A 16,014-nucleotide genomic window follows, 5' to 3' on the forward strand; every position below is an offset into this window, starting at 1 on the left:
TGTCACCGCATTGTCCTCCGAAGTCGCCGGGCGCGCAGCCCCCGCGGCGCCGTGTCGTCGCCATGCCAACCCGCCCACCGATACTCGTCCCGATCGTAGTCCCTGCGACCACTACGCCCGCTCACAAGGCTTTGCCCTATGATGCGCGCCGGCGACATCGCGGACATCCGCCGTGACGTTCGCAACCACATTCCTCACGACCACGACCGAGCAACACGATGACCTGTGACCCCGGATTCCCGCGCACCCCACAGGTCAGGGCCTGCTCCCGTCGCCGTTCCACGCCCTCCTTCCGCGCCCCGTCGCCATGACCGATAACGCAACTCCCCAGGCAGCGTCTCCTCCCGGCTGGCGGCGTGCGCTGCCGGTCGTCGTCAGCCTGGCGATCCTGGCGATGGCGCTGCATGCGCTGTCATCGGAGTTCACCGAACACGGCTATCACCAGATCCGTCAGGCCTTCCGCGCCTTCAGCGTCGGCCAGATCGCGCTGACCCTGCTGCTCGGCCTGAGCAGCTATGCCTGTCTGGTCGGCTTCGACAGCGTTGGCCTGAAGCGCACCGGCAAGCGCCTGCATCCGGCCCGCGTCGGCATCACCGCGTTCCTGGCGCATTCGGTCGGCCAGACCCTGGGTTTTGCCGCGCTCACCGGCGGCGCGGTGCGGCTGCGCGGCTACGGCAGCGTCGGCCTGAGCCTGGCCGAGATCGGCCAAGTCGTGTTGATGAGCACGCTCGGTTTCGTGTTCGGTGCCTGGGTGCTGCTCGGACTGGCCCTGGGCCTGGAACCGGAAGCGGCCTCGCGCGTGCTGCCGATCCTGCCTGGCGCGGTACGCATCGTCGGCATCGCGATTCTGCTCGGCTATGCCGCGATGCTGGTACTGGTTGGCAGGCAAGGGCGCGAGTTCGGCTTCGGCACGCACCGCTTCTGGCTGCCGGACCGGCGCACCGTGCTCGGCGTCACCGCCCTGAGCGTGTTCGAGCTGGGACTGGCCAGCGCTGCGTTCTACGTGTTGCTGCCGCCGGATCCGGGTACCGGCTACTTCGGTTTCATCGGGCTGTGGCTGGTCGCGGTGGTCGCCGGCCTGATCTCGACCGTGCCGGCCGGGCTGGGCGTGTTCGAGTGGAGCCTGCTCAAGCTGTTGCCGCAGGTGGCACCTGCATCGCTGTTGGCGGCCGCGCTGGCCTACCGCGTCACCTACTACCTGGTGCCGCTGGTGATCGCCATCGCGATGGCGGCGGCGACCGGCTTGCGCAAGCCGGTGCTGATCGGCGCCAGCGGCGCGCGTACCGCATGGAAGACGCTGCGACCGTGGCTACCGCAGATCATCGCGCTGGCGGTGTTCGCGGTCGGCGCGATGCTGGTGATCGACGGCACCTTGCCGACGCCGAAGTCGCGACAGACGGTGGCGCCATTGCCGCTGATCGAAACCTCGCACCTGCTGGTCAGCCTGGGCGGCGTGGTATTGCTGCTGGTCGGCCAGGGCCTGCAGCGGCGCAGCCATTCGGCCTGGGCGCTGGCGCTGGCAATCTGCGTGGCACTGGTGCCGCTGGCGCCACTGCGCGGCAGTCATTACTCGGTGGCGCTGTTCTCGATGCTGACCGCGGTGGCGTTGTGGGTGGCACGCCGCGAGTTCTATCGCGAAGGTGCCTTGCTCGACGAAGCCTGGTCGTGGCGCTGGCTCAGCAACCTCGGCCTGGTGCTGGTGGCGACGTTCTGGCTGCTGTTCTTCGTCTACAGCCACGTCGAATACAGCAAGGACCTTTGGTGGGAATTCGCCACCTCGGCCAACGCGCCACGCGCACTGCGTGCGTTGCTGATCATCTGCGTGTGCGTGATCGTGTTCGGCCTGGCGCGGCTGCTGCGCAGCACGCGGCAACCGTTGCAGCCGGCCGACGCGCAGACGCTGGAACAACTCAAGCCGCTGCTCGCCGCCAGCGCCGATACCCAGGCCTGCCTGGCCTTGACCGGCGACAAGGCGCTGCTGCGCGACGAGGCCAAGGCGGGCTTCGTGATGATGCAGCGCTACGGCGGCTCGCTGATCTCGATGGGCGACCCGGTCGGCCCGCAGGAGGTCGCACGCGAATTGATCTGGCGCTTCCGCGAAGAAGCCGACCGGCTTGGCCTGCGCCCGGTGTTCTATCAGGTCGGCGAACAGCACTGGCAGACCTACCTCGACCTCGGCCTGACTCTGGTCAAACTCGGTGAAGAAGCGATCGTGCCGCTGCAGGGCTTCAACCTGGAAGGCCGCGAGCGCGCCGAACTGCGCCAGGCCTTCAACAAGGGCAAGCGCATGGGGCTCAACTTCCGGATGGTGCCGCCCGAAGAAGTCGCGCCGCTGCTGCCGCGCCTGCGCGAGGTCTCCGACCAGTGGCTGGAGGAAAAGGCCGGCGAGGAGAAGGGCTTCTCGCTGGGCAGTTTCGACCCGGAGTACCTGAGCCGTTTCCCGATCGGCGTGGTCGAACTGGAAGCCGAGCAGCGCATCGTCGCCTTCGCCAACATCTGGCAGACACCGGCCGGCGGCGAGCTGTCGGTGGATCTGATGCGCCACGCCGACGACGCGCCCAAGGGCGCGATGGACTATCTGTTCGTCGCACTGTTCCTGTGGGGCGCGGAGAACGGCTACGTACGCTTCTCGCTGGGCATGGCGCCGCTGTCCGGGCTGGCACAGCATCGCCTGGCCGGGCGCTGGAACCGCTTCGCCAATCTGGTGGCGCGGCATGGCGAGCGCTTCTACGGGTTCAGTGGGCTGCGCCGGTTCAAGGCGAAGTTCGCGCCGACCTGGCGTCCGCGTTATCTGGTGGCGCCGGGGGGGATGCATTTGCCGGCGGCGCTGTTGGACGTTACGCGGTTGATTTCGCTGGATCCGCGGCGGAATGACTGAGGTGGTGTTTGGGTGGGTGCGATGTTGTGTTTCTCGTGCGCCACTACCGTCAGGTGGGGATTTCGAGCTTTCTACGTCTACGTGATCTCACTACCGTCGTCCCCGCGCAGGCGGGGACCCAGTGACTTCCGCGCCATCTCACTACCGTCGCGCCATCTATCTACTATCATCCCCGCGAAGGCGGGGATCCATGGACGTTCGTGCAGGTAGCAGTGACCTCGTAGAGCGGAGCTTGCTCCGCTGCTCCTGCGTTTGATTTGCTGTTGAAAGCAACAGCAACTTCAACAGCAAAGGCTTTCGCTCCTTCGGAGCGAGTCACCTTTCTTTGCTCGTGCAAAGAAAGGTAACCCAAAGAAAGCACGCCCCAGTCCCTCGCGCCCTTCGCTGCGCTACGGGTCCGCTACGCCAGCGGGATTTTTCGACGCGACATCGTGTCGCGGCGAAAAACGACGCACATCCATGTGCGTCGCCCCTCCGGGGTTATTCCCGCCAGCTCCGCCGCTGCGGATGGGGCCCCGGAAAATCAAAGGCAAAAGAGCAAAAGCAAAATCACGAGCAACAGCAACGGCAAGATCAACAGCTCGGTTGCCGGCATCACTTTCTCTAAAGCAGGTCTGCGTGGTGCCGCGCAGCCACATCAGGATGCGAGCGCAGCCTGCCCTTCAGCGTATTCGCGCCCACGTCGCGGAACAGCGGATTGTCGGGATCGCGGGTATAGCCGGTCGCTTCGTGTGCAAGCTGTGGTGGCAGCGACAGTGCGGGGATCGTGCTGTCCAGTTGTGCCCCCAGGAAGAACGCGGCCGACAAGCGTTCGCGCCCGGCCGATGGACTGCGTACCCGGTGCACTGCGGCCTTCAAGTAACCATCCGAGGCCAGTTCGAGCTGCTCGCCGACGTTGACCACGTAGCTGCCGGGAGTGGGCGTGGCGTCGATCCAATCGCCGTCATCGGTACGTACCTGCAAGCCGCCGATGCCGTCCTGCAGGATCAACGACAGCAGTTCGCCATCCTTGTGTGCACCGACGCCCTGGTCATCCTCGCCTTCGCCGCGACCGGGGTAACGGATCAGCTTCATGGTCAGCCACGGCGCATCGCGATACAGCGATTGCAATGCATCACGCGGTTGCCCCAGCGCCTCGGCGCAGGCCTGTAGCACCTGCAGCAACACGCTTTCGATCGCGCACTGCCACTCCAGTACCAGCCGACGGAAATCCGGCAACCCGACAGGCCATTGGTTCGGGCCGTGCAGGCGTGCAGCTGCAGGCAATCCCGGCTCACGTGTGCGTGCGTTGTCCTCACGACCGAAGTCGATCTGCTCGCGCCAGTCCGCGCGGCCACGGGTGAGTTCGGCTCCGGCTGCGGTGTAACCGCGAAAATGCGGTGAACCGATCATCGCCAGCGCCTGCTTGTCGGCCTCAGGCGACGCGAACAGCGCGCGGGCCTGCTCCATCAATGCCGTATCCAGCGCGGCGGGGACGCCATGTCCGCCGATCCGGAAAAAACCGAACCGGCGCGCCGCCATCCGCAGTTGCTCCAGTGCCTGCTCGCGCCCGTCCGCGCCGGGTGACAGCACGGACAGATCGATGAGTGGCAGGCCCTCGTTCACTGCGCGGACCTGCATTCGCCGCGCGACGACACCCGCTGCGGTGCCAAGGCCGTCAAGAAGCGAACACCGTGATGCATCACCAGCGAGCGCCAAGATTCAACGAGGAATGGCGTGATTACGCCGGCTTCCCCCCCCTTACCCGGGAAGCCGGCCAACACATCACGGCGCGGTGTCCTGCAACTGCTGCAGGATCGTCTTCGCCAGCGTCTCGTAATCACCCTGGAAGTGGTGATCGCCCGGCAGACCGACGCGGCGGTTCTGCTTGGGCAGCGACGGGCACAGCGAGTCGTCGTCGTCCACGCCGTAGATGCACACGGTGCGGGGGACCGACAGCTTCGCCACTTCCGGCGCGATCGGCAGGCCGTCGTCGTCACCACTGGAAATCCAGTTGCTGACGTGGAACTCATAATCGGCAAACTTGCCCAGCGACAGCAGTGCGCTCATCCGCACGTGGGCGAGCGTGGCGGGCGGCAGGTGGTTGATCGCCGCCGGCAGCACGTCGGCGCCCTGCGAGAAGCCGATCAGGACCACGCGCGAACGCTTCCAGCGCTGTTCGTAGAACCGCACGATGCGATCCAGATCGACCGCAAAGCCCTGCGGCGTGCGCTCGGCCCAGAAGTAGCGCAGCGAGTCCACGCCGACCACCGGAATGCCTGCCTGCGCCAGTGCGCCGGCTACCTCCTTGTCCAGGCCGGCCCAGCCGCCGTCGCCCGACACGAAGATCGCGAAGGTATCGCCCTGGCTATCGACCGCCGACGGCACTTCGACGATCGGCAGGCCTTCCAGATCGGCCGGCGGCGGTGGCAGGCTGACGCCCTTCTGCGATCCCAGCGAGCGCACCGCGGCACGCAATCCCGGCAACAGGTCGCCCGTGGCGCTGCGCTTGAGCAGGCGCGCCTGCGGGACGTTCTTGATGAAGGCCGCTACCGTCGTCGCCTCGGCATGCTTGCCCAGTGACTCGGCCGCCAGCCACGGCACCGGCAGCTTCGTGGGCTGCAATCCACCGCCCGACTTGGCCACGCCGGCGCCACAGATCGCCTTGGGCGGCACCGAGGTCGGATGCAGGCCGTCGGTGAGCACGCCCGCCAGCACGTGGTCCGGCGCCTGCGCGGCCACCGCGTAGGCCAGTGCCGCGCCCTCGCCGTCGCCGACCAGCAGCGGCAGGCGGTAGGTCGGCACGTGATAGAACGCCTGCACATAGCGCGAGAAGTTCTCAACGTCGCCGGACGAGAACACGCAGGTGCCGCCATCCTTGTCGAGCACCTTGTACAGGTGCGCGGTATCCACCACCGCCACCATCGCGCCATCGGCACGCAACGCCTCGATCTGGGCCTGCCGGCGCGTGCCCTCGCCGGGGCCGGTGAACCAGACCACCATCCGCTGCGGCTCGCCTTCCGGCTGCAGCACCGGCACCTGCTCGAAGCGTCCATGCGTGACCGCCTCGGGCTCGGCGGCCACGGCGCTCAACGACGCCGCCAACGCAGCCACGCCACACAGCGACTTCCAGAGTTCAAGCCTTCGCATCATCGGGTTCCTGGGAAAAGGACACCGGCACATGGATGTGCCGGGCTGTTGTAAGAGATTCACGAAAAAGACCACCGGTCACGCGACCTGCATGGGGAAAGTTCATCAGACGTCCGCCTCGGGATGCCGTTCGCGCCAACGCGCCAGCGCCTGCCGGTACTCGGTCAACTGCTCCTCGTAGAGGTCGTAGACGCACAGTGGGCAACCACTGCCGCAACACTCGTTGTCCGCCGGCCGCTCCGGCGGCTGGGGTCGAGGATCGGGCGGGGCGACAGGTAGATCGGTCATCGGATTGGCGGGGCGCGCCAGCGGAAGCAGCCGCCATTGTAGAGCGCAGCCTGCTCGGCTGCGGTACGCCACACCGGCGCTTCGCCCCGATCGAGGCGCTGACGGCAAGCTCCCGGCCAGATCCCGGCGGGGTAAAGCGAACGCCGTTCAGCTCACGGCCCCGGCTCCCACGCCGTCAATCGTGCGGCGCAGGTTCGCACGCGCCGCCGCATCGCAGCGCGCGTGGAAGAAATCGCTCAGGAAGATCCGCGGCAGCGCCAACAACGCCCGCAGGAAGCACTTGCGCTCCATCCTGAACAGCAAGGCCGGCACATGGCCGCGGTACTCCTCGGCGATACCGCGATCGTAGGCGTCGAAGACTGCCGCCGGCGCGGCGAGGATGGCCATGTCGCAATCCAGGAACAGCGCGGTTTCCGCATCCACGTCTTGCGGCCGCAACTGGCCGTGGCGAGCGGTGAGCAGGATCAGGCGCTCGATGCGATCCAGGTCGAAACCGGCCTCAGGCCCCCAGCGGGCGATCCACTCACGCGCCATCAGCGCGGACTGGCGCTCGTTGTCGGAGCGGCCCGGCCGATACACCGCGTCGTGGAACAGGATCGCCAGCCAGACCTCGGCCGGGTGCTGCCAGCCGGGACCGGCCCGCACCTCGTCGTAGTGGTGCCACAGCGCGCGGACATGGCTGAAGTTGTGGTACGCCCGCGGCGGCGTGGCATAGGCCTGCTCGATGGCCTGCCACTGGGCAGGGTCGAGCGCGACGGGCGGCGAATGTTCCATGGCGGCAGCCTAAAACATTTCCGAATCGGATACTCACGGCTGTTTGCGCAGCATTTCCGCCCGGCCGAGTCCCGCATTTTGGCCGGCACAAGGCGCACGCGCAGAGCGGAGCGCTCCGCTGGGGCCTGGTCGGCAGAGGCTCAGCCGAGCAAGCTCGGCTCTACACGTCAAGAACAACCCGTCGCCATGGCGCGCCGGCAGATCAGGCCAGCGGCCAGCGTCCTTCCAACTGGTAGCGCGTCTGCCCGAGGAAGCTGCGGATCAACACGACTTCGCTCACGCGCCACTGCACCGGCTCGATGCGCTGCAGCGGCAGCGTCGCGTCGGTGTAGAGCAGAGTCAGGTGTGGCGTGAAACGAGTGTCGCCGGTGATGCCCTGCTCGGCCATGCGTCGCGCCAGCGTGCGTTGCAGTTGGAACAGCCCCCTCACGCCGTCCTCGCCACGCAGTACGCACGGCATCTGCCGGCTCCGCCCGCCGAAGGTACCGACCCGATCGAAACGTACGTCGAAGGCCTCCACCTGCAGCCGCTCCGCCGCGGCACGCGCACGCGCCAGCAGCGACGGCGGCAGGCCGGCGTAATCGCCCAGATGATGCAGCGTGACGTGCAGGCGCTCGCTGGCCAGAGGCTTGCCATGCAGGTTCTGTTGACCGATCAGTTCGTCGGTCAGGCCACTGATCGCGGCGGCGGTAGCCGCATCGGGCATCACCGCGAAGAACAGCCGCTCGCTCGGCTTCTCCTCGCCCAGCCCGAGCGACAACTGCGCATCGGCCGAGGACAGATAGAGGAATGGCTGGGTGATGGACATGTCGGGCCCGCGTGACGGCAGCTGCGCTTTGGGGGCGCGGATACTAGCAGAAGCCGCTCATACGCCGGTGCCCGGCGGCGGGAGTAGACTGCAAAAACGCCCTGCTGCGTGGAGGTGTCGAATGATCAGCCTGGCCTCGCTCGTACTCGCCACCGCGCTCGCCACCGCGCCAGCGTCAGCGCCGCCGCCAGCACCATCGGCAGCACCGCCCACGGCGGAAACCCTGATGGAGATTCCGCCCGAGCTGCGGCACATGCTGCAGCAACGGGTGATGCGGCTCGGCCAGTCGCCGGAAGAACGGCTGCAGCGCCTGGTGGACATGTTGTTCGCCCATGACGGCCTGGGACTGCAGTACGGCGCAAGCGACACCCACAGCGTCGCCGAGAGTTTCGCCACCCGCCGCGTCAACTGCCTGTCCTTCACCCTGCTGTTCGTCGCGCTCGCACGCGAAGCCAACCTCAGCGCACGCCCGCAGGAAGTCGGCAGAGTGCTCAGCTGGTACGAACAGGATGGCGTCGGCTACAACTACGGCCATCTCAACGTGCAGGTCCGGATCGGCTCCGGGATCGCCACGATCGACCTGGACAGCAACATCCTGATGGACCGGCGCGGCCCGCACGTGATCTCCGACAAGCGCCTGTTCGCCCACTACTACAACAACCGCGGCGCCGAACTGATGGCCGACGGCCAGCTCGGGCAGGCACGCGTCTACTTCCAGCAGTCGCTGAAGACCGAATCCGACCTGGCCGACGTCTGGAACAACCTCGGCGTACTCGACGCCCGCGAGGGCGCCCTCGACGCAGCCGCCACCGATTACGCGCAGGCGTTGAAGCTGGATCCACGCCATGGCGCCACCTTGTCCAATGCATTCAACCTGTATCGACGCATCGGCGACACGCGCCATGCCGAGCAGATGCTGACGCGACTGCGCGATGTGCAGGCACGCGACCCATTCCACCAATACGTGCTCGGCACCGAGGCCGAGCGCCAGAGCGATTACGCGACCGCGGCACGCTACTACAGCAGTGCGATCCGCCTGTATCCGAATGCACACCAGTTCCATTTCGGGCTCGCACGCGTTTCGTTCCTGACCGGGAACAGCCTGATCGCCGAACGCGAGCTGCGCCTGGCACGCACACTGGGCCCGGCCAGCGAACAGCAGCGCTACCAGGCCAAGCTGGACAGCCTGTACCGCTGGTCGCATCCGGCTGCCGGCCCGCGTCCGTAACGGCATAGCCGGCAATCCAGCGCGTCGCCTGCCCAAGGCCGCTCGAACCACCGGCTTCATGAGCTTTACGCAGCGATCCCGCTAGGATCGCTGCGTCCCCTGTTCCGGAGCGCTCGATGCGCCGCCTGCCGCATATCTCCGCGATGCTCGCCGTGCTGCTGCACGCCATGCCCGTGTCGGCAGCCGTGCCGTTCTGGGGAGCGAAGACCACCAGCCCGATCGGCACGCCCGCAACCGACCTCAAGCCGGGCGAGTGGTACTGGGGTGGAATCAGCAAGGGCTGGGGACCGATGGCGGTGATCGTCAGCCTCACCGAACAACGCGCCTACGCCTATCGCAACGGCATCCTGATCGGCGTCAGCACCGTCAGTACCGGCAAGCCCGGCTACGAGACCCCGACCGGCGTGTTCACGATCCTGCAGAAGGACAAGGACCATCACTCCAACGTCTACAACAGCGCGCCGATGCCCTACCAGGAACGATTGACCTGGGACGGCGTGGCACTGCATGCCGGCGGTCTGCCCGGCTATCCCGAATCGCACGGCTGCGTGCACCTGCCTTCCGAATTCGCGCGCCTGCTGTTCGAGAACTCCAGCATGGGCATGGTCGTGGTGATTTCCAAAGCCGGCGTGAGCCCGGACGCACTGGTGCATCCGCAACCGCTCAGCCCGATCGACCCGACCACCGGCGCCGACCTGCAGGCCCAGGCGCTATCCGGCAGCGAGCAATACAGCTGGCACCCGGAATCCGCGCCGCAAGGTCCGATCTCGATGGTGCTCAGCGATGCCGACCAACAACTGGTGGTGTACCGCAACGGCATCGAGATCGGTCGCGCACGCGCCCAGGTGCGCGACCTGCCTGCCGACTTCGGCACCCAGGTCTATATCGCCGGACAAGGCTTCCTGCCTGATACACCCTCAAGCCTGCCGGACGTGCGCATGCCGAACTGGCTGCATGTCGGCATCGACGGCGACGCGAGCTCGCGCGAAACCGTCGCCCCCGAAACCATCGGCAAAGTGGAGGTCGCTCCAGCGTTCCTGCAACAGCTGCTGCCTCAGCTGATGCCCGGCGCGGCGCTGGTAGTGACGACCCAGCCGGTGCTGGAATCGACCACCGGACGCGCGCAGCAGGTCATCGACGCAGAACCGCCGGAGACCCCGGAGACCGAGGCACGCTAGGTTCTGTCGTCCCCGCGAAGGAGAACGCACAACAGGCGCATGCACACGCCGTTGCAGCAGCGCCCTTACGCCTTACGCAGGAAGATCGTCTTCAGCACCAGCCCCTTGATCTTGTCCGAGTTGCCTTCGATGTGCTCGGCATCGTCCTCGACCAGGCGGATGTTGCGGATCACCGTGCCCTGCTTGAGCGGGATCGAGGCCCCCTTGACCTTCAGGTCCTTGATGACGGTGACGGTGTCGCCGGTGGCCAGCACATTGCCGTTGCAGTCACGTACCACCAGCGCCTCGCCCGTGGCCTCCTCGGCCGACCACTCGTAGCCGCAATCCGCGCAGACCCACTGCGTCCCGTCGACATAGGTGTTTTCCAGGGTGCATTGCGGGCAGGCGGGCATCGGCGTTTCCGGAGCGATAAAGGGGCGGCATTGTAGTCCGTCGCCTCCGGACACCTCACCCTGGAGCCTATCGTCGGCGATCGTCGGCAATTTACGCGACTTGTCGCCCAGAAGTCCGCCCCAACCTGCCGTCACCGCCCACCGGCGCCATGCGCGACGGAACCCCGCCTGACCGCCGTCAACAGCAATTTAACGTTTTCCCGGCACCTACAACGTAAACTATTGTCGCGCAAGGCTTTCATCGACGCTTCGGACTCCTCGCCCGCCGCTCCGCCGGCGACATACCCGCACGACACGAGGGGTTCTCCGGCCAGCAATACCGCTCCACGGCTCGCGTCCCTCACCGCCTTCCTAAAAGAGCTCCCCCGCAACAGCGGGCGATCTCGATCACCTTCAAGACAGTACAGGAGTCGCCATGGCACGTCCCGCCAAGTCCAAGACCCAGCCGATCATCGCCCGCAGCGAGGGCAAGGGCCAGCCGCTGACCCGCGAGCGTATCGCCGCCGACCTGGCCGCGTTCCGCAAATCCGGTGGCCGCATCGAAGTGCTCGAAACCCGTTTCGGCCGCGCTCGCAACGACGCCGAAAAAATCGACTGAGTTTCCTGGACACGCCCCACCGAAGGCCGCCTCGCGCAACGTGAGGCGGCCTTTGTGCTTTTTGGAGTCGCCTCTTCTTCGCGAATCGTAGCGCCGAGCTTGCTCGGCTCTACCGGGTTCTGCGGCGGCACCTCAATGCATCACCAGAAGCGTCTCCCCGAAAGCAGGAGTGACCTTCACCACGAACGCCAGCCTCCATCTGCATGACCCGGAACGATCGCCTGTGCTCCAATCGTGGCGACTTCGATCCAGCTTCCACGTCCATGCCTGCCATCGCCCCCGTCGTCCTGCCCAGCCACCTCGCCGGTCCGCGCGATGTGCCGCTCATCGATGAAACCGTCGGCGCCCTGCTCGAACGCATCGCCCGGCGCTGGCCCGAGCAACCTGCACTGGTGGTGCCAACGCAGAACGTGCGGCTCAGTTACGCCCAGCTCGATGCAGCGGTGACCCGGCTCGCCGCCGGCCTGCTGCAACTCGGCCTGGAGCCGGGCGACCGCATCGGCATCTGGTCGCTCAACCGCACCGAGTGGGTATTGATGCAGTTCGCCACCGCCCGCGCAGGGCTGATCCTGGCCAACATCAATCCCGCCTACCGCAGCCATGAGCTGGAATACGCGCTGACCCAGGTCGATTGCAAGGCGCTGGTGCTGGCACGCCGCTTCAAGACCTCCGACTACCCCGCGACACTGCGCGAACTCGCGCCCGAACTCGACACCAGCGCGGCCGGGCAACTGCATGCCCCACGCCTGCCGGCGCTGCGCCACGTGATCGTGCTCGGCGACGAAGCTGCACTGCCCGGCACCTGGCGTTTCAACGACGTCGCCAACTGCCGCGATCCGCAGGCGAAGGCGCACGTGCAGGCATTGCAGGCATCGCTATCGCCGGACGACGCGATCAACATCCAGTTCACCTCCGGCACCACCGGTTCACCCAAGGGCGCCACGCTCAGTCATCGCAACATCGTCAACAACGGTTTCTTCATCGGCGAGCGCATGCGCCTGAGCGAGCAGGACCGGCTGTGCATTCCGGTGCCGTTCTACCACTGCTTCGGCATGGTGCTCGGCAACCTCGCCTGCGTCACTCACGGCAGTTGCATGGTCGTGCCCGGCGAGGGTTTCGATCCGCTCATCACGCTGCAGACCGTGCAGGACGAACACTGCACCGGCCTGCATGGGGTGCCGACCATGTTCATCGCCGAACTGGCGCATCCGCGGTTCGGCGATTTCGATCTGTCCTCGCTGCGCACCGGCATCATGGCCGGCTCGCCGTGCCCGGTCGAGGTGATGAAGAAGGTCGTCGAGCAGATGCACATGCGTGAGGTCACGATCGCCTACGGCATGACCGAGACCAGCCCGGTGAGCTTCCAGACCACGCCCGACGACGCGCTGGAACGGCGCGTGGATTCGGTCGGCCGCGTGCATCCGCATGTCGAAGTGCGCGTGGTCGATGACGAAGGCAATGTTGTTGGACGTGGACAGACCGGCGAGCTGCACACGCGCGGCTACTCGGTGATGAAGGGCTACTGGAACGATCCCGCACGCACCGCCGAGGTGCTCGATGCCGATGGCTGGATGCATACCGGCGACCTGGCGACGATCGACGAGGACGGCTACGGCCGCATCGTCGGCCGGCTCAAGGACATGCTGATCCGTGGCGGCGAGAACATCTATCCGCGCGAGATCGAGGAATTCCTCTACGCCCATCCGGCCATCGCCGATGTGCAGGTGTTCGGCGTGCCCGACAGCAGGTTCGGCGAGGAAGTCTGCGCCTGGATCTGCCTCGCCGAAGGCTGTGAACTTTCCGCCGAGGAAGTACGCGAGTACTGCCGCGCACGCATCGCCCACTACAAGGTGCCGCGCTACGTGGAGTTCGTCGATGAGTTCCCGATGACGATCACCGGCAAGGTGCAGAAGTACCTGATGCGCGAGCTGATGACGCAGCGACTCGGGTTCTGAGCGGCGTGACGGCTTAGAATCAAGATTCCCCGTTCTCGTTGCTGCCAATGTCCGACCTGCACTCCTATCCCGCGATGATCCGCGACCTGCTGCCACGCTGGAACCAGCAGATACTCGATATCGCCGTGCCGGCCGTGGAGGTCGTCGCCGTCCTGCTCATCGCGATGCTGACGCGCGCGATCCTGCGCGGACTGCTGCGGCGAGTCGGTGCGCGCTACCACGTCCCGATGGAAATGATGATCGGGCTGCGCCGGGTCGGCAGCTTCGTGATCTCGGTGGCGGTGCTGCTGGCGATCCTGCGGATATTCGGCGTCTCCGGCACCGTGCTGTGGACCGCGTTCACCGGTTTCGCGGCGGTCGGTGCGGTGGCGTTCTTCGCGGCCTGGAGCGTGCTGTCGAACATCTTCTGCACGTTCCTGATCCTGACCACGCGGCCCTTCCGCCTGCACGACCACATCGAACTGCTGGAGAACGGCGAGAAGCCGGGCCTGAAAGGCAAGGTGATCGACATCAACGTGATCTACACCACCCTGCAGGAAACCGACGAAACCCGCGGCAACAGCGTGCTGCAGATCCCCAACAGCCTGTTCTTCCAGCGCACCACCCGACGCTGGCGCGAGAGCGGTTTCGATAACAGCTAGCGCAACTGACTGTCCTTGCTGCCACGGCGGTTGTAACCGCTGTGGCCCTGCTCCTCCTCGTCATGCGCCTGCTGGCAACGCACGCACAGGCGCACGCCCGGCACCGCCTTGCGCCGCGCCTCGGGAATCTCGGTATCGCATGCCTCGCAGTGCGTCAGTCCCGGCCCGCTGGGCAACTGGCTGCGCGCCCGCTTGATCGCATCGTCGACGGTCGCATCGATCTGGTCCTGCACCGCGCCATCACCCGCCCAACCGGTCGCCATCGTCGTCTCCCACAGTGGCCATGTCGGCAAGATGGTTCCGGCTCGAAGCGATTCCAAGCCGGCCCATGCACACGTTCCTGAACAAACTGGCGCTAGCATCTTCACCTCGGCCCCTGCCAACCGATGAAGTCCTTCATGGAAAATCCCGTGCACCCGTTTTCGGAACTGTTCGCCCAGCTCGGCCTGCCCAGCGACGAACCGGGGATCCAGGCGTTCATCCGCGAGCACGCGCCACTGCCCGGTGCGATGCGACTGGAGGAAGCCCCGTTCTGGACGCCCGCGCAGGCGGCGCTGCTGCGTGAAGAACGCATCGACGATGCCGACTGGATCGAGACCGTCGATCAGTTGAACCTCGCCCTGCATGGCGCGCCCGGGACCTGAATCACGGCATCGTGGCAGAAGCCCATCGGCGAATCGCACACCCCAGCGAGACGCAATGCTGCAACGCACATCGCCACACCGATTGTTCTAGAATGCCGCCCACGCGACGCTCAGGACCCGCTCCAGACCCGTCGCGTTTTTGTTTTTGTGTAATCGGTACGCATCCCTGGCAATGGTCTGCACGTCCAACGCCAGGTACAGGATGCGAACCTTCGCAACGCCCCGCATCTGCATGCGCGGGGTGCAGTTGGATCCCAGGCACAGTTCCCGGTCGTTGCAGTTTGCCGCGCCCCCCACGGAGCCCTACCGATGCTTTTCGAAACCCTCGACACCACCGGCCATGAACAGGTCGTGTTCTGCAACAACCCCGATGCCGGCCTGAAGGCAATCATCGCGTTGCACAACACACGCCTGGGGCCGGCCCTCGGTGGCGTGCGCATGCGTCCCTACCCGAACAGCGAGGCCGCTCTCAACGACGCGCTGCGGCTGAGCCGCACGATGACCTACAAGAACGCACTGGCCGGGCTCAACGTCGGCGGCGGCAAGGCGGTGATCATCGGCGATCCGAAGGTGGACAAGAGCGAGGTGCTGTTTCGTGCGTTCGGACGCTTCGTCGAATCGATGGGTGGCCGTTACATCACCTCCGAGGACGTCGGCACCGACGTCAACGACATGGAGCAGATCTACCTGGAAACCGGCTACGTCACCGGCGTGCACCAGGTACACGGTGGCTCCGGCGACCCGGCGCCGTTCACCGCCTACGGCGCCCTGCAGGCGTTGATGGCCGCACTGAACCGCAAGCTCGGTCATGAGGAAGTGGGCAAGACCAGCATCGCGATCCAGGGCCTGGGTCACATCGGCATGGAACTGGTGAAGCTGCTGAAGGAGCGCGGCGCCAAGCTGTTCGTCGCCGATCTGGACAGCAAGCTGGTCGATCGTGCGGTGAGCGAGTACGGCGCCGAAGCGGTCAGCCCCGACGCGATCTACGAAGTCGGCGCCGACGTATTCGCGCCCTGCGCGCTGGAAGGCGCGATCAACGAACAGACCCTGCCACGCCTGAAGGCCGGGATCGTCTGCGGTACCGCCAACAACCAGCTCTCCAGCGACGCGATCGGCGAGGAGCTGTATCGCCGCGGCGTGCTGTACGCGCCGGACTACGTGGTCAACGCCGGCGGCGTGATGAACGTGTCGCTGGAAATCGACGGCTACAACCGCGAGCGGGCGATGCGGCTGATCCGCAGCATCTATCACAACCTGGAAAAGGTCTTCGACCTGTCCGAACGTGACCGCGTGACCCCGCAACAGGCAGCCGACCGCATCGCCCAGGCGCGCATCGACTCGATCAGCCGGCTCAAGCTGCCGCTGGGCCGAACCTCGCCACGCTTCACCGGCAAGCTGCGCGGCGAATAACGACGAGCACCATGGATCGCAGGAGCGGCTCTGGGTGGCCCAGGGCCATCAGCCGCGATGAGGCTTTCCCGGTAACGCCCCATCGCGGCTG

General features: G+C 66.2%; 15 protein-coding genes. 8 read left to right on the top strand and 7 right to left on the bottom strand.

The features are described from left to right. The first annotated feature begins 307 nt into the window (after positions 1 to 307). Positions 308 to 2,878, top strand: a complete 2,571-nt coding sequence (gene mprF, locus AC3WJE_RS06500) for a bifunctional lysylphosphatidylglycerol flippase/synthetase MprF (protein ID WP_493729970.1) — start codon at positions 308 to 310, stop codon at positions 2,876 to 2,878. A 603-nt stretch (positions 2,879 to 3,481) separates the two neighbouring features. On the opposite strand, the gene AC3WJE_RS06505 is transcribed toward mprF, so the two are convergent. From AC3WJE_RS06505 to thpR, 5 genes are all read right to left on the bottom strand, one after another. Then, positions 3,482 to 4,498: an isopenicillin N synthase family dioxygenase gene (locus tag AC3WJE_RS06505; RefSeq protein ID WP_493729971.1), complete on the bottom strand. Its 1,017-nt coding sequence runs from the start codon at positions 4,496 to 4,498 to the stop codon at positions 3,482 to 3,484. 144 nt (positions 4,499 to 4,642) lie between these two features. After that, positions 4,643 to 6,007: a virulence factor family protein gene (locus AC3WJE_RS06510; RefSeq protein WP_493729972.1), complete on the bottom strand. Its 1,365-nt coding sequence runs from the start codon at positions 6,005 to 6,007 to the stop codon at positions 4,643 to 4,645. A 105-nt stretch (positions 6,008 to 6,112) separates the two neighbouring features. Further along, entirely contained in the window at positions 6,113 to 6,295 is a 183-nt protein-coding gene (locus tag AC3WJE_RS06515) for an oxidoreductase-like domain-containing protein (RefSeq protein WP_493729973.1), read from the bottom strand. A gap of 147 nt (positions 6,296 to 6,442) precedes the next feature. Then, positions 6,443 to 7,069, bottom strand: coding sequence for an HD domain-containing protein (locus AC3WJE_RS06520; protein ID WP_493729974.1), 627 nt, complete (start codon positions 7,067 to 7,069; stop codon positions 6,443 to 6,445). A 202-nt stretch (positions 7,070 to 7,271) separates the two neighbouring features. Further along, entirely contained in the window at positions 7,272 to 7,877 is a 606-nt protein-coding gene (thpR, locus tag AC3WJE_RS06525) for an RNA 2',3'-cyclic phosphodiesterase (RefSeq protein ID WP_493729975.1), read from the bottom strand. A 121-nt stretch (positions 7,878 to 7,998) separates the two neighbouring features. On the opposite strand from thpR, the gene AC3WJE_RS06530 reads away from it, so the two are divergent. Together AC3WJE_RS06530 and AC3WJE_RS06535 are read left to right on the top strand one after the other, a co-directional pair. Then, positions 7,999 to 9,105, top strand: a complete 1,107-nt coding sequence (locus tag AC3WJE_RS06530) for a tetratricopeptide repeat protein (protein ID WP_493729976.1) — start codon at positions 7,999 to 8,001, stop codon at positions 9,103 to 9,105. A gap of 116 nt (positions 9,106 to 9,221) precedes the next feature. After that, positions 9,222 to 10,283 carry a L,D-transpeptidase gene (locus AC3WJE_RS06535; protein ID WP_493729977.1) on the top strand — a complete coding sequence of 354 codons (1,062 nt, stop codon included), beginning with the start codon at positions 9,222 to 9,224 and terminating at the stop codon, positions 10,281 to 10,283. 65 nt (positions 10,284 to 10,348) lie between these two features. Here the strand turns inward: AC3WJE_RS06535 and AC3WJE_RS06540 are convergent, their stop codons facing one another. Then, a complete protein-coding gene (locus tag AC3WJE_RS06540; RefSeq protein WP_493729978.1) occupies positions 10,349 to 10,675 on the bottom strand; it encodes a zinc ribbon domain-containing protein YjdM in 327 nt (108 codons plus the stop codon). Between the two features lie 415 nt (positions 10,676 to 11,090). Here AC3WJE_RS06540 and AC3WJE_RS06545 point away from each other — a divergent pair, with 415 nt between their 5' ends. The 3 genes from AC3WJE_RS06545 to AC3WJE_RS06555 all read left to right on the top strand — a co-directional run bounded on the left by AC3WJE_RS06545 (position 11,091) and on the right by AC3WJE_RS06555 (position 13,869). Continuing rightward, positions 11,091 to 11,273, top strand: coding sequence for a hypothetical protein (locus AC3WJE_RS06545; protein ID WP_493729979.1), 183 nt, complete (start codon positions 11,091 to 11,093; stop codon positions 11,271 to 11,273). 263 nt (positions 11,274 to 11,536) lie between these two features. Beyond that, on the top strand, positions 11,537 to 13,228 hold the full coding sequence (locus AC3WJE_RS06550) for an AMP-binding protein (RefSeq protein WP_493729980.1): 1,692 nt from the start codon (positions 11,537 to 11,539) through the stop codon (positions 13,226 to 13,228). Positions 13,229 to 13,302: 74 nt separating this feature from the next. After that, a complete protein-coding gene (locus tag AC3WJE_RS06555) occupies positions 13,303 to 13,869 on the top strand; it encodes a mechanosensitive ion channel domain-containing protein (protein WP_493730061.1) in 567 nt (188 codons plus the stop codon). On the opposite strand, the gene AC3WJE_RS06560 is transcribed toward AC3WJE_RS06555, so the two are convergent. Then, complete coding sequence (locus AC3WJE_RS06560) at positions 13,866 to 14,132, bottom strand: DksA/TraR family C4-type zinc finger protein (RefSeq protein WP_493729981.1); 267 nt, start codon at positions 14,130 to 14,132, stop codon at positions 13,866 to 13,868. The two genes, AC3WJE_RS06555 and AC3WJE_RS06560, sit on opposite strands and share 4 nt — an antisense overlap. A gap of 135 nt (positions 14,133 to 14,267) precedes the next feature. Between AC3WJE_RS06560 and AC3WJE_RS06565 the strand changes: the two genes are divergently transcribed. Both AC3WJE_RS06565 and AC3WJE_RS06570 read left to right on the top strand, forming a co-directional pair. Continuing rightward, positions 14,268 to 14,513: a DUF2789 domain-containing protein gene (locus AC3WJE_RS06565; protein WP_493729982.1), complete on the top strand. Its 246-nt coding sequence runs from the start codon at positions 14,268 to 14,270 to the stop codon at positions 14,511 to 14,513. Positions 14,514 to 14,822: 309 nt separating this feature from the next. After that, the gene (locus AC3WJE_RS06570; protein ID WP_493729983.1) at positions 14,823 to 15,923 is read left to right on the top strand and encodes a Glu/Leu/Phe/Val family dehydrogenase; all 1,101 of its coding nucleotides are present in this window, start codon (positions 14,823 to 14,825) and stop codon (positions 15,921 to 15,923) included. Positions 15,924 to 16,014 lie beyond the last annotated feature (91 nt).

The organism is Pseudomonas sp. GW821-FHT07E12 (assembly GCF_058986605.1).

What these genes read in the sequence shown, in the direction of transcription:
- mprF (WP_493729970.1), top strand. Translation starts at nt 308, where the DNA reads ATGACCGATAACGCAACTCCCCAGGCAGCGTCTCCTCCCGGCTGGCGG.
- AC3WJE_RS06505 (WP_493729971.1), bottom strand. Translation starts at nt 4,498, where the DNA reads ATGCAGGTCCGCGCAGTGAACGAGGGCCTGCCACTCATCGATCTGTCC.
- AC3WJE_RS06510 (WP_493729972.1), bottom strand. Translation starts at nt 6,007, where the DNA reads ATGCGAAGGCTTGAACTCTGGAAGTCGCTGTGTGGCGTGGCTGCGTTG.
- AC3WJE_RS06515 (WP_493729973.1), bottom strand. Translation starts at nt 6,295, where the DNA reads ATGACCGATCTACCTGTCGCCCCGCCCGATCCTCGACCCCAGCCGCCG.
- AC3WJE_RS06520 (WP_493729974.1), bottom strand. Translation starts at nt 7,069, where the DNA reads ATGGAACATTCGCCGCCCGTCGCGCTCGACCCTGCCCAGTGGCAGGCC.
- thpR (WP_493729975.1), bottom strand. Translation starts at nt 7,877, where the DNA reads ATGTCCATCACCCAGCCATTCCTCTATCTGTCCTCGGCCGATGCGCAG.
- AC3WJE_RS06530 (WP_493729976.1), top strand. Translation starts at nt 7,999, where the DNA reads ATGATCAGCCTGGCCTCGCTCGTACTCGCCACCGCGCTCGCCACCGCG.
- AC3WJE_RS06535 (WP_493729977.1), top strand. Translation starts at nt 9,222, where the DNA reads ATGCGCCGCCTGCCGCATATCTCCGCGATGCTCGCCGTGCTGCTGCAC.
- AC3WJE_RS06540 (WP_493729978.1), bottom strand. Translation starts at nt 10,675, where the DNA reads ATGCCCGCCTGCCCGCAATGCACCCTGGAAAACACCTATGTCGACGGG.
- AC3WJE_RS06545 (WP_493729979.1), top strand. Translation starts at nt 11,091, where the DNA reads ATGGCACGTCCCGCCAAGTCCAAGACCCAGCCGATCATCGCCCGCAGC.
- AC3WJE_RS06550 (WP_493729980.1), top strand. Translation starts at nt 11,537, where the DNA reads ATGCCTGCCATCGCCCCCGTCGTCCTGCCCAGCCACCTCGCCGGTCCG.
- AC3WJE_RS06555 (WP_493730061.1), top strand. Translation starts at nt 13,303, where the DNA reads ATGATCCGCGACCTGCTGCCACGCTGGAACCAGCAGATACTCGATATC.
- AC3WJE_RS06560 (WP_493729981.1), bottom strand. Translation starts at nt 14,132, where the DNA reads ATGGCGACCGGTTGGGCGGGTGATGGCGCGGTGCAGGACCAGATCGAT.
- AC3WJE_RS06565 (WP_493729982.1), top strand. Translation starts at nt 14,268, where the DNA reads ATGGAAAATCCCGTGCACCCGTTTTCGGAACTGTTCGCCCAGCTCGGC.
- AC3WJE_RS06570 (WP_493729983.1), top strand. Translation starts at nt 14,823, where the DNA reads ATGCTTTTCGAAACCCTCGACACCACCGGCCATGAACAGGTCGTGTTC.